Origin of the sequence: Dyella sp. BiH032, assembly GCF_031954525.1 — a bacterium.
Classification (GTDB): Bacteria; Pseudomonadota; Gammaproteobacteria; order Xanthomonadales; family Rhodanobacteraceae; genus Dyella_D.
In genome coordinates this window covers 1,329,797-1,349,985 of record NZ_CP134867.1, presented here as the reverse complement: position 1 = coordinate 1,349,985, position 20,189 = coordinate 1,329,797, and the positions used below count along the sequence as shown (strand labels likewise).

At 67.6% G+C, this 20,189-nt stretch carries 22 protein-coding genes; 10 read left to right on the top strand and 12 right to left on the bottom strand.

All coding sequences use genetic code 11. From position 1 onward, the window contains the following. Position 1 precedes the first annotated feature (1 nt). A complete protein-coding gene (locus tag RKE25_RS05850; RefSeq protein WP_311841315.1) occupies positions 2-1,240 on the top strand; it encodes a DUF4010 domain-containing protein in 1,239 nt (412 codons plus the stop codon). Positions 1,241-1,243: 3 nt separating this feature from the next. Here the strand turns inward: RKE25_RS05850 and RKE25_RS05845 are convergent, their stop codons facing one another. Together RKE25_RS05845 and RKE25_RS05840 are read right to left on the bottom strand one after the other, a co-directional pair. After that, positions 1,244-2,515, bottom strand: a complete 1,272-nt coding sequence (locus RKE25_RS05845; RefSeq protein ID WP_311841314.1) for a divalent metal cation transporter — start codon at positions 2,513-2,515, stop codon at positions 1,244-1,246. A 64-nt stretch (positions 2,516-2,579) separates the two neighbouring features. Next, entirely contained in the window at positions 2,580-3,434 is an 855-nt protein-coding gene (locus tag RKE25_RS05840) for a helix-turn-helix transcriptional regulator (protein ID WP_311841313.1), read from the bottom strand. Positions 3,435-3,593: 159 nt separating this feature from the next. On the opposite strand from RKE25_RS05840, the gene RKE25_RS05835 reads away from it, so the two are divergent. Both RKE25_RS05835 and RKE25_RS05830 read left to right on the top strand, forming a co-directional pair. Further along, positions 3,594-4,586: an alpha/beta hydrolase gene (locus RKE25_RS05835; RefSeq protein WP_311841312.1), complete on the top strand. Its 993-nt coding sequence runs from the start codon at positions 3,594-3,596 to the stop codon at positions 4,584-4,586. Positions 4,587-4,819: 233 nt separating this feature from the next. Further along, positions 4,820-5,041, top strand: a complete 222-nt coding sequence (locus RKE25_RS05830) for a hypothetical protein (protein ID WP_311841311.1) — start codon at positions 4,820-4,822, stop codon at positions 5,039-5,041. Positions 5,042-5,234: 193 nt separating this feature from the next. On the opposite strand, the gene RKE25_RS05825 is transcribed toward RKE25_RS05830, so the two are convergent. The 8 genes from RKE25_RS05825 to RKE25_RS05790 all read right to left on the bottom strand — a co-directional run bounded on the left by RKE25_RS05825 (position 5,235) and on the right by RKE25_RS05790 (position 10,582). Beyond that, the gene (locus tag RKE25_RS05825) at positions 5,235-5,483 is read right to left on the bottom strand and encodes a hypothetical protein (protein WP_311841310.1); all 249 of its coding nucleotides are present in this window, start codon (positions 5,481-5,483) and stop codon (positions 5,235-5,237) included. Between the two features lie 35 nt (positions 5,484-5,518). Then, complete coding sequence (locus RKE25_RS05820) at positions 5,519-6,883, bottom strand: hypothetical protein (protein WP_311841309.1); 1,365 nt, start codon at positions 6,881-6,883, stop codon at positions 5,519-5,521. Positions 6,884-7,001: 118 nt separating this feature from the next. Further along, positions 7,002-7,487 (bottom strand): hypothetical protein, encoded by a 486-nt coding sequence (locus tag RKE25_RS05815; RefSeq protein ID WP_311841308.1) that lies wholly within the window; start codon positions 7,485-7,487, stop codon positions 7,002-7,004. 61 nt (positions 7,488-7,548) lie between these two features. Further along, positions 7,549-7,896, bottom strand: coding sequence for a hypothetical protein (locus tag RKE25_RS05810; RefSeq protein ID WP_311841307.1), 348 nt, complete (start codon positions 7,894-7,896; stop codon positions 7,549-7,551). Beyond that, on the bottom strand, positions 7,893-8,603 hold the full coding sequence (locus RKE25_RS05805) for an NAD-dependent deacylase (protein WP_311841306.1): 711 nt from the start codon (positions 8,601-8,603) through the stop codon (positions 7,893-7,895). The genes RKE25_RS05810 and RKE25_RS05805 overlap by 4 nt, the downstream gene beginning before the upstream one ends. A 95-nt stretch (positions 8,604-8,698) precedes the next feature. Continuing rightward, entirely contained in the window at positions 8,699-8,953 is a 255-nt protein-coding gene (locus tag RKE25_RS05800) for a hypothetical protein (RefSeq protein ID WP_311841305.1), read from the bottom strand. A 170-nt stretch (positions 8,954-9,123) separates the two neighbouring features. After that, positions 9,124-9,768, bottom strand: coding sequence for a DUF4272 domain-containing protein (locus RKE25_RS05795; RefSeq protein WP_311841304.1), 645 nt, complete (start codon positions 9,766-9,768; stop codon positions 9,124-9,126). 88 nt (positions 9,769-9,856) lie between these two features. Continuing rightward, entirely contained in the window at positions 9,857-10,582 is a 726-nt protein-coding gene (locus tag RKE25_RS05790; protein WP_311841303.1) for a TetR/AcrR family transcriptional regulator, read from the bottom strand. A gap of 14 nt (positions 10,583-10,596) precedes the next feature. On the opposite strand from RKE25_RS05790, the gene RKE25_RS05785 reads away from it, so the two are divergent. The 4 genes from RKE25_RS05785 (at position 10,597) to RKE25_RS05770 (ending at position 13,511) form a co-directional block, all read left to right on the top strand. Continuing rightward, positions 10,597-11,199: a peroxiredoxin-like family protein gene (locus tag RKE25_RS05785; protein ID WP_311841302.1), complete on the top strand. Its 603-nt coding sequence runs from the start codon at positions 10,597-10,599 to the stop codon at positions 11,197-11,199. Continuing rightward, on the top strand, positions 11,189-11,701 hold the full coding sequence (locus tag RKE25_RS05780) for a hypothetical protein (RefSeq protein WP_311841301.1): 513 nt from the start codon (positions 11,189-11,191) through the stop codon (positions 11,699-11,701). Before RKE25_RS05785 ends, RKE25_RS05780 begins: the two co-directional genes overlap by 11 nt. Before the next feature lie 259 nt (positions 11,702-11,960). Further along, positions 11,961-12,104 (top strand): hypothetical protein, encoded by a 144-nt coding sequence (locus tag RKE25_RS05775; RefSeq protein ID WP_311841300.1) that lies wholly within the window; start codon positions 11,961-11,963, stop codon positions 12,102-12,104. Between the two features lie 15 nt (positions 12,105-12,119). Then, positions 12,120-13,511, top strand: coding sequence for an SH3 domain-containing protein (locus tag RKE25_RS05770; protein WP_311841299.1), 1,392 nt, complete (start codon positions 12,120-12,122; stop codon positions 13,509-13,511). Between the two features lie 37 nt (positions 13,512-13,548). Here RKE25_RS05770 and RKE25_RS05765 read toward each other — a convergent pair whose 3' ends face one another. Next, positions 13,549-14,514, bottom strand: coding sequence for an MBL fold metallo-hydrolase (locus tag RKE25_RS05765; protein WP_311841298.1), 966 nt, complete (start codon positions 14,512-14,514; stop codon positions 13,549-13,551). A 475-nt stretch (positions 14,515-14,989) separates the two neighbouring features. Here RKE25_RS05765 and RKE25_RS05760 point away from each other — a divergent pair, with 475 nt between their 5' ends. Both RKE25_RS05760 and RKE25_RS05755 read left to right on the top strand, forming a co-directional pair. Further along, entirely contained in the window at positions 14,990-15,133 is a 144-nt protein-coding gene (locus RKE25_RS05760) for a hypothetical protein (protein WP_311841297.1), read from the top strand. 99 nt (positions 15,134-15,232) lie between these two features. Continuing rightward, positions 15,233-16,330, top strand: a complete 1,098-nt coding sequence (locus tag RKE25_RS05755; protein WP_311841296.1) for a serine hydrolase domain-containing protein — start codon at positions 15,233-15,235, stop codon at positions 16,328-16,330. A 673-nt stretch (positions 16,331-17,003) separates the two neighbouring features. On the opposite strand, the gene RKE25_RS05750 is transcribed toward RKE25_RS05755, so the two are convergent. Then, the gene (locus RKE25_RS05750) at positions 17,004-17,354 is read right to left on the bottom strand and encodes a DUF3147 family protein (RefSeq protein WP_311841295.1); all 351 of its coding nucleotides are present in this window, start codon (positions 17,352-17,354) and stop codon (positions 17,004-17,006) included. Positions 17,355-17,638: 284 nt separating this feature from the next. Between RKE25_RS05750 and RKE25_RS05745 the strand changes: the two genes are divergently transcribed. Continuing rightward, positions 17,639-20,176, top strand: a complete 2,538-nt coding sequence (locus RKE25_RS05745) for a glycoside hydrolase family 3 C-terminal domain-containing protein (protein WP_311842343.1) — start codon at positions 17,639-17,641, stop codon at positions 20,174-20,176. Positions 20,177-20,189 lie beyond the last annotated feature (13 nt).

Genomic DNA, 20,189 nt, shown 5'->3' with positions numbered 1-20,189 from the left:
CATGCCCGACGTCGATCTCGTCGGCCTGGCGATGGCGCTGGGCCTCGGCCTGCTGATCGGGCTGCAGCGCGAACGCGTCAAGGGCGCCGCGACCCAGCCGGACGGCGAGCCCGGTGTACGCACGTATCTGCTGATCGCGCTCGCTGGCGCGATGAGCGGCATCCTCGGTACGCCTGCGCTGTACGTCGCCGGCATCGCCGTGGCGGCGCTGATGGTTGCCAGCCGCTGGCTGCGCCGCGCGGGCGGTGCGGGGCCGGTGGCGGAAGTCGCCATGCTGGTCACCTTCCTGCTCGGCCTGCTCGCCCTGCGTTCGCGCGAACTGGCCGGCGGGCTCGGCGTCATCGTCGCGGTCGTACTCGCCAGCAAGGCCCGGCTGCACGCCCTCGCGCGGCAGTGGCTGTCCGAGCGCGAACTGCACGACCTGCTGATTCTGGCCACCGCCGTGTTCGTGGTGCTGCCGCTGCTGCCGGATCGCGCAGTAGACCCGTGGCAGGCGATCCATCCGCGCAAGCTCTGGCTGCTCGCGGTGGCGATCATGGCGATCGCCTCGCTCGGCTACATCGCACTGCGCGCCTTCGGCTCGCGCCTGGGGCTGGGCATCGCCGGGCTGGCCGGCGGCTTCGTGTCCAGCACCGCCACCATCGCCGGCATGGGCGAGCGGGCGCGGCTTTCCCCCGCGCTGGCGCCGGTGGCCGCGAGCGCAGGGCTGATGTCGAACGTGAGCACGGTGATCCAGCTTGCCGTCGTACTGGGCACGATTTCCCCGCCGCTGCTGCAGCACATGCTGGGGCCGCTGCTTGCCGCGGGCGCCGCGGCCTTGCTCGCCGCCCTGCTCTGCAGCCGTCATCTCATGGCCGACCATGACCAGGTGAAAGCGCTGGCCGGCAAGCGGCCGTTCGAACCCGGTGCGGCGATCCGCTTCGTAGTGCTGCTCGGCGGCGTGATGCTGCTGGCGGCGATCGCGCGCGAAACGCTGGGCGCCGGCAGCATGGCCGGGGTGATGGCGCTGTCGGGCCTGATCGACGTGCATGCCGCCGCGGCCTCGGCCGCGCAGCTGGACGCGGTGGGTCGCATCGATCGCCACGATGCGCTGGTGGGCGTGTTTGCCGCCTTCGTCGCCAACTCGCTGCTCAAATGCACGGTGGCCTTCGTCAAGGGCACACCGGCCTATGCGTGGCGCATCGTGCCCGGCACGGCGGCGATGGCGTCGGCGTTCGGCTTGGCCCTATGGCTGAGCTGAGCGCTACAGGAACATCGCCACGACCACGCCGGCCATCGCCAGCGTCGCGCACCAGCCCAGCCAACGCAGCGAGCCGGTGACGCGGAAGGCGCCCATCGCGCGCTCGCGCGTGGCGATCAGCATGATGCCCACCATCAGCGGCACCGAGATCACGCCGTTGATCACCGCCGCCCAGAACAGCATGCGAATCGGATCGATGCGCGACACGCTCAGCACCGCGCCCAGTACGGTCGAGCCGGCGATGATCAGATAGAACACACGCGCCTCGCCGGGCTTGCGGCCCAGCCCCGCCTTCACATCGAAGGCCTCGGCCACCGCATACGCCGCCGAACCTGCCAGCACTGGTACCGCCAGCAGGCCGGTGCCCACGATGCCGAGCGCGAACAGTGCCGAAGCGAACGGCCCGGCCAGCGGCTTCAGGGCACTGGCCGCGTCGGCGGCGGTCTGGATCTGGGTGACGCCGTGGGCGTGCAGCACCGCGCCGGCGGTGAGCATGATGAAGAATGCCACCACGTTGGAATAGACCATGCCTACGTCGGTATCGAAGCGGATGCGCGCGAAGGCTTCCGCCGCCTGCTCGGGCGCCATGGTCAGCGGCGACTGCGCCGCGTCTACCTCCTCTTCCTCGGCCTCTTCCGAGGCCTGCCAGAAGAACAGGTACGGGCTGATGGTAGTGCCGAACACCGCCACCACCGTCACCAGATAGTCGTGCCAGGCCATGCCGCGCGGGATCAGCGAGCGCCACACCTCTCCCCACGGTACGTCCACCACGAAGACCGTTGCCACGTAGGCGAACAGACTCAGCGTCATCGCCTTCAGGAGCGGCGCGTAGCGCGGGAATGGAATGACCACTTCCAGCAGCAGAGACAGCAGGGCGAAACCCAATGCATACAGCACCGGCGGGCCGCCCAGCAGCAGGCGCATCGCCGCGCCCATGGCGCCGATGTCGGCGGCCAGGTTGATCACGTTCGCTGCCAGCAGCAGCGAGACCAGCCCCATCAGTACCGGGCGCGGAAAATGCAGCCGCATGTTCGCCGCCAGGCCGCGGCCGGTGACGCGGCCGATATGCGCGCTCACCGTCTGGATGCCGATCATCAGCGGCAGTGTGAACGCCGTGGTCCACAACGCACCGTAGCCGAACTGCGCACCCGCCTGCGAATAGGTGGCGATGCCGCTGGGGTCGTCATCGGCCGCTCCGGTAATCAGGCCCGCGCCGAGCCGGCGCAGCCAGTGGCGAGGCTTCGGTGGCGTGACGTCGGAGGGCATGGCGCTCATGGGGGCGAGTCGGTGAATGGCTGCCCATCTATAGCCGCGGCTGACACGGGCGTATTGATGGCGATCAAGCGGCCGATGCGGCCTCGGTATCGTGTTCCGCCAACCAACGGCAGCGCCGCTCGGTGATCTCGTCCATCGGGAAACAGCATTCGATATGCAGCTCGTCCAGCGTCACGTCGCGCGGCGTGCCGAAGGTGGTGATGGTGGAGAAGAAGTTCAGCCGCTCGCCGCCCTCGCCCCGCAGCACCGTAGTCATCAGCGGCGACGGTGCGGCGGAGAGGTCGCGCGTCCGCCAGCTGGCCGGCACGCCGGGATAGCTCAGCACCTCGTCCAGCAGCTCGCGCGCCTTCGCATCGGACGGTGCCGCCGCCACTTCATTGTGCAGGTGGCGCACGATGCTTTCGGCGATCTCTTCCCAGTTGACCACCGCCTGGCGGAAGTCGTCCGGGTCGAACATCTGCCGCAGCATGTTGGTGTGCTTGCTGGGCTGGCCGCGCATCACGTAATCGCCCACGCGCGCCGCGGCCCGGTTGGCGGCCAGTACGTCCCAGTGGCGATTGAGCAGGAAGGCCGGGTACGGCTCCTGCTGCCGCAGGATGGCATCGATCGCGCCGCGGATCTGCGCCATGGCCGGCGTCGCCAGCTCGCTTTCCGGGTACTTCGGCGCGAAGCCCGCGGCGACCAGCAGCGTGTTGCGTTCGCGCAGCGGCATGCCCAGCGCATCAGCCAGCCGCGCCAGCATTTCGCGACTAGCCTGGGCCTTGCCGGTTTCCACGCAGCTGAGGTGGCGCGCGGAGACATCCGCTTCCAGCGCCAGGTCCAGCTGACTCAGGCGGCGCGCGGCACGCCATTCGCGCAACAGGGAACCCACCGCGGAAGCGGGTGTGACTTTCGACAGGGGCGGGTGGGCGCGATTCACGGAGCGGAGCATACGGCGGACCCGGCAGCGAAACCATGACCTGGGAGATCAAGAAGACATGACCTCCCAGGTCATTGCCGCCATGCAGGCCGGAGCGAATGATCGCCGCCCATCGGCTCCATCCGTTTCCCCAAACTCCCACACCCGGAGAACACCGCCATGCATCGCAGACAGTTCCTTGGCCTCGCGGCCGGCACCCTGGCCGCCGGCGCGCTCGCCGCCTGCGCTCCCCGCGCCGCGCAGAAAGCCATCGCCGCCGCAGGCGGCAACACCGGCAAGCTGGACAACGGCGCCGCCGCCTTCAACGCCGCGCGCCGCTTCGCCAGCAACCGCTTCGGCGAGATCGCCTACGTGGAGCGCGGCAGCGGCCCGGCCGCGCTGTTCCTGCATGGCTTCCCGCTCAACGGCTACCAATGGCGCGGCGCCATCGACCGCCTCTCGCCCTACCGCCGCTGCGTGGCGCCCGACTCCATGGGCCTGGGCTACACCCGCCCCGCGCCGGGCCAGGGCGTGACGCCGGCCGACCAGGTGCAGATGCTCACCACCCTGCTCGACCAGTTGCACATCGACACCGTGGACATCGTCGCCAACGACAGCGGCGGCGCCATCGCGCAGCTGTTCATGACCACTCACCCCGAGCGCGTGCGCACCGTGCTGCTCACCAACTGTGATGTCGAGCCGGACAGCCCGCCACCGGCCGTCGGCCCGGTGATCGAAGCTGCCCGCCGTGGTCGCTTCGCCGACGAGTGGCTGGTGCCCAATGTCGTCGACAAGAACTTCGCCCGTTCGCCCAAGGGCCTGGGCGGCTCCACGTTCACCTATCCGCAGCGCATGGCCGACGAAACCTTCGACATGTACCTGCAACCCATCATCGCCACGCCACAGCGCAAGGCCCTGGCCGACGCCTACGCGCTCGGCCTCACCCCCAACCCGCTGGCCGGCGTCGAGCCGCTGCTGAAGAAGAGCACCATTCCGACGCGCATTATCTGGGGCACCGGTGACACGATCTTCGCCGCGAGCGACCCCGGCTATCTCGACAAGACACTCGGCAACTCCAAGGGCGTGCGCATGATCGAAGGCGCGAACCTGTTCTTCCCCGAGGAATTCCCGGACGTGATTGCGGAGGAAGCGAGAAAGCTGTGGGGCGTCTGATGCTGTGCGCTGTTCGCGACGCTCGACCTAAACCAGCATGCCCCGCCACGGCACGAATCCCCCCAGCAGGCCGCCCAACTGGATCAGCAGCACGCCCAGGCCCAACAGGCCAAGTAGTTGGCCATGCAGCAACAGCAGTAGCAAGGGCGGTGATGTCGCAATGAGCGACTGACGGCTGACACACCTGACCCACCTACACGCCGCCATAGCAACCAGCGGCGTAGCCTGCGCCCATGGCTACGCCCCGTGAACAGCTCCAGTCGATGCTCGACGGCATCGCGCAACAGGTTCCCCACCTGCTGCGCGAGACGTCCGACCGCGACGAATTCTGGACCGCCTTCGCCACCCTCACCGACCCGCCGCTCGCCGCGGCGGGGCCGGAGGATTTCGATTGGGTGAGCGCGCGGATTACGGAGATGCTCGCGGCGTGCGGGGTGACGCCGCCGGAGGCGTGAGGCAGGACCGTATCGCGTCCGAGCGTCTTACGACCGGCGCTATCCGCACGGCTTCGGTACGGGGCATTTCCGCAGGTGAGCGTTCGCGTCCAGACCAAATACGGCGTGGGAGGTATCCCGGAAGCGTCCCGTCGCCAAAGCCTCCGCATACACGGCGGATGAAGGCATCCTCATCGGCAACAGCCTGTGCTGCTTAAGGCGCCAAGCCCTCATGCCAGGCTTTCTCGAATTCCCGCCGTTCGATCCGCATCGCCACGAACTCCGGGTCCGCGTCGATTTCCGCCAAGGTCGGCGCCAGACCTTCGCACAGCTCGGCCTCGGCTTCGGCGAACCGTGGCCCGGCCAGCGTCATCCGTCCATCCGCGAACCGTTCCACCCGCCGGCGCTCGACGCGATCCGGGCCGATCTCCAGGTAAATCGCGGCGGGCAAGGTCATGCCCATGCCCTTCCACAAGACCTTGAGATATTCCATGGACATTACTGCACCTTTCCGTCGGCATCGAAGACCGTGCCGTAGCAGATATCCGTCTTGCCGTAGGTATGCGCGTCCTCACCCATCGGAATACCCTCACAGCGCGTGCCCGGCTCGTCCTTGGAAGCGTACTCCTTCCAGCGCACCGCCCGGCGGTCCGCCAGCACGATCCAGTAAACCGGGACATCGCCTTCCTCGACCATGACCGCATCGCGCAGAAGCGACGGGTCGCGCTTGAGTTCCGGCAACTTGCCGAGGCTGGCCATCTGCGTCTGGAACTGAGCGGCGGTCGCCCGGTTCAGCCGGCTCCAGCCCCGATGGCTGATGCGGAACGGCACGTTCGGGTGGTCGTTCATCCGACTCAGCAAGGCGGGCGAGGACTGCGCCAGCGTGAGCTGCTGCGCCATGCGATTCGCATCCGCGGGATGCGCCAGCGCTTTGCCACGAATGTCCAGGCGCGCGGACAGGGTCAGGTTCTTCGGACTGTCGGGCAGGCGCATGTCCACATCGAGCTGTGGCCCCTGCCAATCCACCGGATCCATCTCGTCGACGTCGAAATGCTTCGAGAGCGCGGCGAAGGCATCGGGCATCCTCGCCTCGGTGCGGAAGCGGCCGATATCCGCCGCCAACCCGCCGTCCAGCAAATCGGCCCACTCATCATCGCGGAGATGCTTGTCTTCCAGACGCTCCTTGTTGGTCGACTCTTCCGGCAGCATGGCGCCCACGGCCAGCGGCAACTCGACCGCGTAAGTTGGCTCGTCGTCCGCGTTCTTCCACGGCAGCATCAGATACGACTGCGAGCGTGACGACCACTCCTGCTTCGAGCCATCGGCGAACGTCGCCCTGATCCGGATGCCCGGATAGTCATCCGTGTGCCAGTGGCGAACGATGCCGCGCGTGGCGGCCGCGGCCAGCGCCGATGGTTCGCGGAACGTCTCGCGCCATGCGCGCACCTTCGCCGCGACAGGCGATGACGGTGGCGCGATATCGGGCAACAGGCCATCCAGATGGCGCTGCAGCTGTGCGGCGGCGGGCCGCAACAGTTCGGGATCGAGGGCCGTCCGCACCGGCGCCCGCAACGCCGCAGCGAGTCGCGCAACCTGGTCGGCGGAAACCGTCCGTTCCGGGATGACCGCTTTCACATGGCGCTCGCCGCGTCCCTGGCTTTGGTTGCCGCTCAGGCGATAGCCCGCGCCGTCCTTCTCGATCGCCAACTGCGTGCAGAAGGGTGAATCCGGATTCAACCCACCCCAGCGCGAATCGATCTCGATGCGGGTGACTTCCGGCGCGGACTGGGCCGGGGTCGCGCTCATCCACGAAAGCCCGGCGAACAGAGCCATCCAGACATGGCCACGGAAACGCTTGGTCACTTTCCTTTCCCCTGTTCGAATGCTTACGCGGCACCGGCATCGCGATGCCACTGCCTTTGGACACTACGCAAGCGATGGCTCTACTTGTGTGTCCTCCTGCCCCACGCATGTATCACGCTCAAGCCCCTTCCACCTTCACCCCAGCCGCCTTGGCGAAGGCCAACACCATGGCCTCCCCCTCGGGCTTCAGATCGCAGCGCCGGAAGAACCATGCGCAACGCGGCGTGAAGTACAGAAAACAGCGCGTTTCCGTCAGCCAGACCCTCGCCATGCCGGTCCATAGCACGCGTGCCTGGATCGACCGGGACTGGCAGGTCACCGCCTCGGCATCGAAGGTGAACGTCGACGGGCCTTCGCGTTTCAAGGCCTGCATGATCTTCCGTGCCTGCAAGGCCACCAGGAGCGGGCACATCGCGACGAGCCAGACCCCGCCAGCGATCAGGCCGCACCACCAGGGCGCGGACACCGACGAGGCGACGCCCACGATGACCGCCATCAGCAGCATCCAGCCGTAGGCGGAAGGCCTGGCCAGCCACAGTTGCATGACCGCGCCATAAGTGTCCCGGAACGCCCGGCTCGGCGTGATCGAAAAGGTGTCGCTCATGTTTGCCCCCTGCATGCCATGCCAACCAGCGCGTGCCGAACTACCCCTTGGCGCCGCGCGATCAATCGTAACCGTAGCCGCCCCTGGGTCGTGTCATCCAGAGCAGGCTGACGTAGCCGGCGACCAGGCCACCGAGCACCGCGGCCAGCACCGCGAAGGTTTCGCCCCTCCCATGTACGCCGGCCGCGTAGCTGCCCAGCAAGCCGAGACCGGCCAATACCGACTGGACAGCGAGCGACCGCGCGGCCGCCGAGCGCAGGCCTGCCTTCGTCTGCTTTTCCTCGGCGTGCAGCCCGCGCAGAAGCCGCAACCAATCGCCTCCTGTGAGGGCGAAGCCCAGCAGGGAGCCGGGATGCACAGAGAACACGAACCAGATGGCAAAGCCCGCGAACAGCAGCGCGTACATCATGGGGTTTTCCCTCCTGCGGCCTCGCGGCCGGCGAGCCAGTCATCCGCCAGCCGCGGCAGCACCGATGCCGCCGTTCCGCGCACGAAGCGAAATCCATCCGGCACCGCCTGCGGTTCCGGCGATACCAGCAGCTTGTCGGCATGCCGCGGCGCGCTGTCGACCAGGCCTGCGGCCGGAAACACCGTCAGCGAGGTGCCCACGACCAGGAAGCGATTGGCTTCGCCCACCAGCGCGTGGCATTCGTCCATGAAGCGCACACTCTCGCCGAACCACACGATGTCCGGCCGCAACTGGCTGCCCTTCTCGCAGCAATCGCCCAACGCGATGTCCGGCTGGCGCCATGGGTAGACCAGGCTGGCATCCGCCGTACTGCGCGCCTTGAGAATTTCGCCATGCACGTGGATCACGCGCGATGAACCGGCACGTTCGTGCAAGTCGTCCACGTTCTGCGTAATGACGGTTACGTCGAAGCGTTCTTCCAGCGAAGCGATGGCACGGTGCGCCGCATTCGGCTCCGCCGCCAGCACCGCACGCCGCCGCTCGTTGTAGAACGCCAGCACCGCCTCCGGATCGCGCCGCCAGCCGGCGGGCGAAGCGACGTCCTCGATGTCGTACTGCCGCCACAGGCCGCCCATGTCGCGGAAGGTCTTCAGCCCGCTTTCGGCGCTGACGCCGGCGCCGGTGAAGACGACGATCTTGGTGGTCATGCCGGCATGTCCCCATGCAATTCCTGCCGATGGTCAGGGGACTCCGGCGACGGCGTCGTCATTACGGCTATTCGAACCGTGCGCCACCAAGCCACCTAGCTGTTCCCCAGCACGTTCAAGATCACCATGGCCAGGACGAGCACGCCAAGCGTTACGCCGACCGCCACCAACAACCGCGTCCCACGCGGAAACGCCGCCATCATCAGAAAGGCCAGCGCCACCTGGTAGTGCCCCATCGGCCGCTCCCCCGCCGACCATGGCTGCATCACGCACAGGTAGCCGGCGACGAATAGCACGATGCCCAGCCGCATGGCGGTTGTGAGGCTCCAGCTCTTGGATAGGCCCCTCATTTCGTCTCCCCTATCGCCGGCGAAATTCCGCGCGGATCGCTGCAATGCATTGCCGGCGGTCGACGATAACGCGCGACCGAGCTTCCTTGAACTCCACCGAATCCCGACGCGATAACCCGGCAAGGCAACGCGCGGGCCGCACAAACCACGGCTGGCCGGCGCCGGTGCACTCAAGTATCCGTCGAAATATCGTCCCAGGCCTGATTCATGTACCGGGTCAGCCAGTTGAGCGCGTAGTGCCGTTCCATCGCTACGCCGGGCATCAGCTCCGCGGGCGCCGGTTGCCGCTTGATCCGCGCATCGACCACCGCCCAATGGTAGCGGTAGATCAGGTCGGCTTCGTCCAGGATCTCAGCCAGCGGGCGCAGGCTGGCGTCCGCGATGAATGCCTCGGTACTGCGCTCTTTCATCTGCTCCACCGCATAGCCGACGTCGCAGATGTGCGTGGGCTTGCCCAGCGCATCGACGTAACCCAGTGCCCATAGCAGCACCCAGGCGGCTTCGTAGCGCCAGCAGAACTGGATGCGGTCGTGCTCGGATGGCGCGGGATGGGCGACGAAGGCGGTTTCTTTCGGCGTGAAGTGCGGCGCCAGGCCGTAGTCTTCGACAATCCGCTCCACGATCTCCTGCTCCAGGCCTTCGCCTTTCACCGCGACGAGCAACAGGCACAAGGCGCGAAGCGCGATCTCTTCCTTGCTGCGTGCCTCGATCTCCGCTTCCGATTCGATCATCGGCAGATACCGATTGATGGGCACGGCCTCACGTTCGAGGCGGACTTCCGAACGGGCCTTGCGCTGTTGGGCTTCCTGGCTCATGGACTTTCCTTGGTGGGCAATCGGGGTGGCAATCGGGGTGGGCGACCGCGGCGGTCAACCGGCGGCGGAGCATTATCCCAGAGCCTGCTTACTTGCCCGCCTGCAACGCTGGCAACGCCATCGTCCGGAACATGCCATCGATCTCGTCGATGCTGAGGGCCGGGCGTTCCTCCAGCCACCAGGCGAGCAGGCCCTGGAACGCGCCGGCGAGGAAACGCGCCACGGGCTCGCCGCGCCGGAGGGCGGTGCGCGAGGCGGCGGGCGGTTGCGCAACCACCTCCGCGCGCATCAGTTCGATCAGGAGCATCTGCAACTGCCGCAGCACCGCGGCGCCGCTGCGCTTGCCGACCATCACGCGAAACACCTCGCGGTGGGCACCCGCGTGCTCGAACAAGGCGCGGCTGAACGCCAGCGGCTGACCGGGCGCACGGGCGCGGGCCTCGCGCTGGCGCTGCACCAGTTGTTCGCGCAGCGGGCCGAAGCCGCTGAGCAGCAGTTCTTCCTTGTTCTGGAAGTGCGCGTAGAAGGTGGCGCGGCCGACGTCCGCGCGATCGATGATCCGCTGGACCGTCAGGTTCTCGAAGCCTTCTTCCCGCACCAGTGCCAGCAACGCCTCGTGCAGCCGCTGCTGGGTGCGGCGCACTCGCCGATCTTCGCGTTCGGGCATCGCGTCTTCTCTCCGTTGTCGAACAACGCGCGGCGCTTTGTTCGGTTCGGAACAGCACGCGCCGGTTCGTGCTGGGCGAAACCGTTCGCGCCTTCCACCATCGCGGCTGCCGAACGTCCGTCCGATACCGGACATGTTGTTCCACATCGAGGTACGCGTCCATGACCCGAATTCACCCCCATCGTCTCCAGCCTGGACACCGCCCACGGGTGGGCGAGCTGCGCACGCTGGATGGGGCGTCCATCGCCCTGCCGGATGTCCACCGCGTCGTGCACCTGCAGTTCCGGCGCTTCGCCGGCTGCCCGGTCTGCAAGCTGCATCTGCGCTCCTTCGTGCAGCGTCATGCCGAACTGGAAGCCGCCGGCATCCTGGAGGTCGCGGTGTTCCATTCCAGCGAAGAAACGCTGCGGCAGCATCAGTCGGGGTTGCCGTTCGCACTCGTCGCCGACCCCGGCATGGCGCTCTATCGGGCATTCGGCGTGGAACGCTCGCTCCGCTCAGTGCTCGATCCGCGCGCCTGGCGCGCCATCGCGCGCGGGCTGTCCGCATTCGGCGCGGGCCGCCGGCCCGGCGAAGACGCGCTGGGCCTGCCGGCGGATTTCCTGATCGGCCGTTGCGGCCGGGTGCTGGCCTGCAAATACGGCGAGCATGCGGACGATCAATGGTCGGTGGACGAGGTGCTGGCGATCGCGGAAAGCTTTCGCGGGCGCCACGCCAAGACCACGGTGGGCGCGTTCCTGCAGGAGCTGGCGCATGACCGCTGAGCGTCTCTCGGCCAACGACTCGATGACGCGCGCCCTGCGGCCTTCCCTGTGGCTGCTGGCGCTTACCAGCGTGCATCACGCATACGGTGCACTAGCTTTCGACACGCCCTGGCGCTGGCATGTCGTGCCCGTCGCCGTCGTTGCCGCCGTCGCGCTGATGCTCGCTGCATCCTTGGCCCGGCGAACCGAAGGCCGGGCCGCCCGGACGGCCATGGCCGCGTTCGCCCTGCTCGACCTGCTGCTGCCCGGCGTCGGCATCGGGCTGTTCGAAGGTCTCTACAACCACGTATTGAAGAACGTGCTGTTCTTCGGCGGCGCCACGACACGCACCATGAACATGCTGTTCCCGCCCCCCACCTACGAATGGCCGCACGACGTTGTCTTCGAAGCGACCGGCATCGCGCAGGGTGCGCTCGGCCTGCTGGTGCTATGGCGCTGGTACACGCTGGTGCGCAACGGGAAGCGGGGCGACCGTCCGGCCACGGCGCTTCAGGAACATTGACCCCGGTCCGGGTGATCGACACGTGCGCAGGCAAGGCCGTGCCGATCGAAGTTCAGCGTGGGCTTTGTCCGGACACCGCCTGCGCTGTCCGGCCCGCTGTCCGGCCACCTCCGCCATCTGTCCGCGGACACGAGGCGCGCTACGCGACATCTTCGAAGAAATGGCTTTGGACGGCCATTTGCAGGCCATCGCCATCGTTGGCACGCCCCTTGCGATATCTCTCTCGAAAGCCTCAATCACTACTGCAAGGAGAGATGTCATGAAGTTCGAGACCCTGATGCTGCAAGGCTTCTTTGCCGCCGGCCTGCTGGTCTGCGCCCTGGTCCTGGGGGGCATGCTGACCACGCACGCTTCCGCGCCCGAGTCGGTCGCCGCCAACACCGCCACCACCGCCAGCCGCTGAGCGGAGCCACCTTCGATGCGATTCGCTCCCCGTGTTGCCGGCGCGCTGCTGCTTGCCCTTGCCTGCGCGCCGGCCTTCGCCGGCGACGTGCTGCCCATTCCGCCGTCGGGCGTGATCGGCACGAACGATGCGATGCTGGCACCCGAATACTGGATCGCCCGCGCCGGTACGCCGGACCGCGTGATCCTCGACAAGGCCGCGATCGAGGCGCTGAACGCGCGTCTGTTCGCCAGCGATCCGAACATGTACGACCTGTCGAAGCTCGGCGCCGAATTGCCGAAGGCGCAGATCGAACAGTGGATCGGCAAGATCGGCAAGCTGCCGGCCAAGCCCTTGTTCGATACCCGCGACCAGCCGGTGCCGAAAACGGCGATCGATGCCGTCGTCGCCAACCAGGCCCTGGATGCCATCCCGTCGCGCGTGACGCCTCGCTACGGTCTGGTCGTGCGCCGCGTGTCGATGCGCAACTTTCCCTCGGCCCTGCGCATCTTCCCCGGCAAGGGCCTGCAGGATTTCGAGCAGTTCCAGGAAAGCACGGTGTTCCCCGGCGATCCGGTCGCCGTCGTGCACACCAGCACGGACGGCGCATGGTTCTTCGTGGTGAGTCCACGCTACGCCGCCTGGGTGGAAGCGTCCGCGATCGCCACCGGCACGCGCGACGAAGTGCTGGCTTACGCCGCCAAGGCGCCGTATCGCGTGATCACCGGCGACAAGCTGCGCACGGTGTACACGCCGGAGGCGCCGGAGGTGTCGGAAACGCAGCTGGACATGGGCCTGCGCCTTCCGTTGGCCGAGCTTCCGCCGGACCAGCCCGTCAACGGGCAAGGGCCTTACGAAGCCTGGACGCTGTCGCTGCCCACCCATGCGGCCGACGGCTCGCTGCGGCTGCAACCGGCCCTGCTCCAGCGCAAGCTGGACAGCGCCCCGGACTATCTGCCGCTGACCCGCGCCAACCTGATCCGCCAGGCCTTCAAGTTCCTCGGCGAGCGCTACGGTTGGGGACACCTCTACAACGGCCGCGACTGCAGCGGCTTCGTCTCCGACGTGTATCGCAGCATGGGCGTACAACTGCCGCGCAACAGCGGCGACCAGGCCAAGAGCCCGGCATTGAAGCATCGCCTGTTCGGGCCCGGCGACAGCCACGGGGCCCGCTTGCGTGCGCTGGCCGACGCGCAGGTCGGCGATCTGATCTATATCCCCGGCCACGTCATGATGTTCCTCGGCCGCGTGGACGGCGAGCCGTACGTGATCCAGGACGTGGGCGGGCTGGTGTTCCGCGATGGCGAGGGCAAGATGCGCTGGACCAAGACCAACGAAGTTTCGGTCACGCCGCTGCTGCCCCTGCTGGTGGACGACAAGCTCTCCTATGTCGATGCCATGACGAGCCTGGTCAGCATCCGCCCCTGAAAGGGAAAGGCCCGCATCGCGCGGGCCTTTCGGGTACTCAGTGGATTTCCGCGTAGCTCACCGGGAGCCAGCGGTAGCCGGCACCGTCCGTCGCCACGTGGCCGATGCCAGGAAACGAGACGTGGGCACCGGCCACCAGATAGCCGTTCTTCGCCGCGTCCGCCAATACGCGCTCGCGCACCTTCTCCGCCGAAGCGCTGTCGCTGTCGAACTTGATGACCACATCCGGATGCGCGAACTGCACCGCCTGCACGTGCAGCGTGTCGCCCCACACCAGCAGCTTCTGGCCCTTGCTCTCGATGACATAGCCGGTGTGGCCCGGCGTATGGCCGCTGAGGCTCATGGAGCGGATGCCCGGCACCACTTCGCCGTCGGCGGCGATCGGCTTGAAATGGCCCGACTTCACGTACGGCCCCAGCGCCTTCTGCGCGATGTCGAAGAACGACTGTGCGTCGGCCGGTGCCTTGTCGCGCTGCGCCTTGCTCAGCCAGAAGTCCGCGTCGGCCTTGCCGGCGCGCACGGTGGCGTTAGGGAACACGGGTTTGCCGTCGGCGGCGACCAGGCCGCCGAGGTGGTCCAGGTGCATATGGGTGAGGTAGATCTCGTCGATCTGCTCGGGTGAGTAACCGGCAGCCTTGATGCGGCCGGCCAGCTTGCCGAGATCGCTGCCCATGAAGTTGCCGGCGCCGGTGTCGATCAGCACCAGTTTGCTGCCCGTGTTCACCAGATAGCCGTTGAAGCTCCACTCATAGGCAGGCGGCAGGTCGGCCGCCTTCAGCGACTGCTGGATGGTCTGCGCCTTGCCAGGATCCAGCAACTCGTTGGCGTCCATGACGTGCGTGCCGTCGGACAGCGCGGTCACTTCGACGTCACCGAGCATCATGCGGTAGTAGCCCGGCGCACTGGTCTTGGCCATCGGGGCGGCGGCGTGCGCGGCGGCCATGCCGGCGATCAGCAAGGCGGCAGCGAAGGCGGTGCGGGCGAAGGTGGAACTCGTGCTCATCGTTGGTTCCTGGTCGTGAGGGATGAAGCCTGCCCGCGGCAAGGCCGCGGGCAGGATCGCTGCGACATGGGCGCGCTTGCGCGCGCTTCAACTCCCCCGATCGGGTAAACCGCGCCCGGCGTGCGCATGCGCACGGCCAGCGCCCGTCACCGCGGCGGGCGCCAGGGTTTCGCACGGATTCAAAAGACTGCTGCCGGCCCGCGCGGGATGAAGGCATGTCGATGGGGCCTGGCGAACGATGCGAGGTGTCGGGCGATGGCCCCATCACGCCGGCTCCTTATTGCCGACGCGGCTGATCGCGTGTCCGCGCTGCTGTCCGAACGATCGTGTCCACCTGTCCGCGGACAGCTTTCCCTGCTGCGGGTCAATCGCAGGAATGGCTCAACCGCGCCGTTTGCGGGCCGTCGGAAGGGTTGGCACGCCCCTTGCGATATCTCCCTCGAAAGGCTCAATCACTCACGCAAGGAGAGACGTCATGAAATTCGAGAACCTGATGCTGCAGGGTTTCTTCGCCGCCGGTCTGCTGGTCTGCGCCCTGTTCCTGGGCAACATGCTGACCACCCACGCCTCGGCGCCGCAATCGGTCGTGTCCAACGCTGCGGTGCACGCCAGCCGCTGATCGGTGGGCGCCTGCGGGGGCGCGTTTAAACCTTGCCGCGCCACCCGGCATCCGACGGGGACTGCATAGCGCAGACGACCCGCGAAGGATGGATCGAACATGCCGCACCCATGGAAGCACCGATCCGGCCGGTGGCGCCCGGTCCTGGCCATCCTGGCCGCGCTTGCCGCCAGCCCCGTCATGGCCGCCTGCGGCGACTGCGCCGCCATTGCTCACCGTTTCGCGACGGAGCAGCGATTCAACGGCGTGGTACTGGTGGGCCGCGGTTCGCAGGTGGATTACGTCGAAAGTTTCGGTACGGCCGATGCCAGCACGCAGCGGGTGCTGACCGCCGACACGCCGTTCGAAGCGGGCTCGATCTCCAAGTGGATCGCTGCGATGGTCGTCATGCGGCTGGTCCAGCAGGGTGAGCTGTCGCTGGACGAACCGATCGCCACTTACCTTCCGGAGTACCGGCGCGACAACGGCAGCAGGCTCACCCTCCGCACGCTGATGAGCCACGGCAGCGGCGTTCCCAACGACATCGATGCCGCGATCAAGCGCGATCCTTCCACGCGTACGTTGTCGTTGGACAACACCGAAGCCGTGCGCCGCTTCGCCAGCGGCGACCTGCGCTTCGCGCCGGGCACGGACTGGGATTACTCACATTCCAACTGGCTATTGGTGAAGGCCATCGTCGAGAAGATCAGCGGGCAGAGCTACACCACGCTCGTGCAAGGCTACCTCGTCCAGCCGCTCGCGCTTCGCCACAGCGGCGTGTACAGCGGAAGCTCGGCGGCCGTGCCGGGCATGGCGCTCGGCTACAAGCAGCTCATGCCGCAACCCGAGCCGCTCGACAAGCCGATATCGAATTTCATGACGCTCGCCGGCGGCTTCTACACCAGCGCCAACGATCTGTTCGCCCTGATGGACGGCCTGTTCGCCGGCAAGCTCCTGTCACCCGAAACTACGCGCACGCTGATGACCGTGGAACGCCCCGCGCAAAACTACGCCCTCGGCGGCCGCACCAAGACGCTGCCATTCGCCGGCAAGAACCACCCCGTCGCCTGGGAGTACGGCTCCAACGGCGCCTACCGCGTACTCGTCTGGCGCACCCTGGACGATGCCCACAGCGTCGTGGTGATGAACAACACCAGCTTCGACCACATGAAGATCGGCGACCTGGCGACGGCGTTGATGGAAGCGAGTTATCGCTAGGGCGTGCCGGCCGCGATTCGTTTCAGTTCCTCCACTGAGTTCGCCGCACCAATCTCAGCGCGCATTCGCTCACCGGGCGCGCGAATGCTCGCCATTGTCGTGGCGCATCGACGCGGCTTCGTTGCAACGCTTTCGCGAGCACCCGCCCCTCATCCCGCCTTCTCTCCCACGGGGACTACCTTCGGGTCGCCCGGAGGGGAGAAGGAGAAGTGCGGTACCGCGGCACGCCGCCAACCAGAAAACGAGAGCGAGGCGAAGCCGATGCTCCGTGTGGCTCTTGCTCTGCCGGGTTCCCTTCGCGGCGGTGAGGGCTGGACGATCAGGCCGCCGCAGGCGGGCGGGGACAGGACGTCCCCGCCTTTTCGATTCGGGCAGGGATGCCCGATCGAAAAGCCCGGCCAGCCCTCAACGCACCCGCAGCAGCGAAGGCTGCGGAGGGCGCCGCGCAGGGGGCCCTTCTTCTTGGTTACTTCTTCTTGGGCAAGCAAGAAGAAGTAACTCGCTCTCCGGCAGGAGAGCGAAACCCTCGCCCCGGAGGGGCGAGACAAGGCTGGCCACGAGGCGACAACCGAGCCGCATCGCCACTGGCTTCCGGCCTCCGCCGGAATGACGAGGATGAGAGGGCGAGGCGATCGTCAGCGCCCGACGTTGGGGTTCGCAAGCTCACCCCAACCTACAACAACCTAATCCCAAACGACCTCACCACCACCGCAAACACAACAAAACAAACCACCGTCACCACCGCACTCAACCCCAGCGCCGCCCAAAACCCGAACCGCGCCAGCAACCGCGGAAACAACAAAAACATCGGCAACGTCGGCACCACATACCAGAACGTATACCAGGCATGGTTGGCAATCTTCGCCATCGGCTGCTTCTCCACGTACAGCCAGATCAGAGCCAGGAACGTCACCAGCGGCAGGGAGGCGACCAGGGCGCCGAGGCGGTCGCTGCGCTTGGCGATCTCCGACACGGCCACCACCACGCCGGCGGTGATCAGGTACTTCACGATGAGCCAGGGCATGGCCGTTCCTCGCAGCGGAGTCGGGCCACCTTGCCGCCTCGTTTGGCCATCCGCAAGCGCCTGCTGTCGGTTGTCCCGTCGAAACGCGCGGTCGTGGCATATTCGGGCATCCCGCCTTCTCCCGCCGCGCGACGCGGCATCCAACCCTGCCACCGATGCGCTTCGGTCGAGGAATGCCCGTGAAGTCCATGCCACACCCCCGCACCAAGCCCCTCGCCTGCCGGAGCGGGCCGCGTGCGCTCATCCTCGCGCTTTCGGCGCTGTTCGCCGGCCACGCTGCGGCCATGGATGCCGCCCAGGCCGACCGGCGCGCGGCGGAGCTCGTCGCGCGCATGACCCTGCCGGAGAAGATCGCGCAGCTGCAGAGCTCGGCCCCGGCCATTCCACGGCTCGGCGTGCCGGCCTACGACTGGTGGAACGAAGGGCTGCACGGCTCGGCGCGCGCCGGCTACGCCACGGTCTTTCCGCAGGCCATCGGCCTGGCGGCGAGCTGGAACGACGGGCTGCTGCGGCAGGTCGGCGACGTCGTGTCCACCGAGGCGCGCGCCAAGTACAACCTCGCCGGCAAGGGCGATCATCCGCGCTACCACGGCCTGACCATCTGGTCGCCGAACATCAATATCTTCCGCGACCCGCGCTGGGGCCGCGGCCAGGAGACCTATGGCGAGGATCCGTTCCTCACCGGCACGCTGGCCACCGCCTTCGTGCGCGGCATCCAGGGCGATGACCCTGGCGTGCTGAAGGCGGCCGGCACGCCGAAGCATTTCGCCGTGCACAGCGGACCTGAAAAGGGCCGCCATGGCTTCGATGCGCGCGTGTCGCCGCACGATCTGGAAGACACCTACCTGCCCGCCTTCCGCATGGCCGTCACCCAAGGCCATGCCGCCTCGGTGATGTGCGCCTACAACGCGCTGGACGGAACGCCCGCCTGCGCTTCGCCGCTGCTGCTGCAGGAACGGCTGCGGCGCGATTGGCAGTTCACGGGCTACGTCGTGTCCGACTGCGACGCCGTGGACGACATGACCCAGTTCCACCGCTACAAGCCGGATAACGGCGGTTCGTCCGCTGCGTCGGTCGCCGCAGGCACGGACCTGGATTGCGGTGTCGCCTACGCGGCGCTGGGCGACGCCGTGCGCAAGGGGCAGATCGGCGAGGCGGCGATCGACCAGGCCGCCCGGCGGCTGTTCGCCGCACGCTACCGGATGGGCATGTTCGATGCGGACAACGGGCCGTACGCCAAGCTCGGCGCAGGGGACATCAGCTCCCGGGCGCATCGCACGCTTGCGTTGCAGGCGGCGCGCGAATCGATCGTCCTGCTGAAGAACGAACGCAGCACCTTGCCGCTCCAGGAGGGCAAGCGCATCGCCGTGATCGGCCCGAACGCCGATGCGCTGAACGTGCTGGAAGCGAACTACCACGGCACCGCCGTCCATCCGGTGACGCCGCTGGCGGGCATCGCCGGACAGTTCGGCGAGGCGCGCGTGACCTATGCCCAGGGTTCCACGCTGGCCGAAGGCGTGACGGTGCCGATCCCCTCCACCGCATTGCGCACCGGTACCGGCCGTGCGGAACCCGGACTGCGCGGCGAGTACTTCGCCTCCGGCGACATGGACGGCAAGCCTGCCCTGGTCCGCATCGATCGCCGCATCGATTTCGACTGGGACGAAGTCGCGCCCGCCGAAGGCCTCGACGCCAAGCGCTACGCGGTGCGCTGGACCGGCGAGCTGCTGCCGCCGGGTGCGGGGGACTACACCCTCAACCTGCACATCGATCGCTGTTTCGACTGCAAGGGGCATGATCCGGTTCGCCTGTTCGTCGACGGCAAGCAAGTGCTGGACGATCACGGCAAGGATTACGACCTCAACGTGCCGATGCATTTCGCCGACGCGAAACCGCATTCGATCCGCCTCGAGCTGCGCCATACCGGCGAGGACCAGGGCATCCGCCTGCAATGGGCCGCGCCGGCGGAAGCGCAGTTGCGCGAAGCGAAGGAGGCCATCGCCAAGGCCGATGCCGTCGTCGCCGTGGTGGGCCTGTCGCCCGACGTCGAGGGCGAGGAACTGCAGGTGAGCGTGCCGGGCTTTTCCGGCGGCGACCGCACCGAGCTGGCACTGCCGGCGCCGCAGCAGCGTCTGCTGGAAGCCGCGGCCGCGAGCGGCAAGCCGCTGGTGGTGGTGTTGACCAGCGGCAGCGCCGTGGCGCTGGCATGGGCCAAGCAGCACGCGGATGCGATCATGGCCGCGTGGTATCCGGGCGAAGCCGGCGGCCTCGCCATCGCCGATGTGCTCAGCGGGCATTACAACCCGGCCGGGCGGCTGCCGGTCACCTTCTATGCCTCGGCCAAGGACCTGCCCGCCTTCGACGACTACCGGATGGAAGGCCGCACTTATCGCTATTTCCGCGGCACGCCGTTGTTCGCTTTCGGCGACGGGCTGAGCTATACGCGCTTCGCCTACGACGCGACCAGGCTCTCCGCCACTACGCTCAAGGCCGGCGACAAACTGGGCGTGGACGTGCGCGTGCGCAACAGCGGCGACCGGGACGGCGACGAAGTCGTGCAGCTCTACCTCACCGCGCAGGACGCGCCGGCCGGCGCACCGCGCCATAGCCTGGTCGGCTTTTCGCGCGTGGCGTTTTCCGCGGGCGAGTCGAAGACGCTGCATTTCGAGATCGACCCGCGGCAGCTCAGCCAGGTGGATGCGCGGGGGCGCCGCCGCGTGATGGCGGGCAAGTACGCGCTGTTCGTCGGAGGCAGGCAGCCGGGCGCGAGCGATGCGGCGGCGACCTTCACGATCCAAGGCACGCAGGATCTGCCGCGCTGAGGTCACGGGCGGC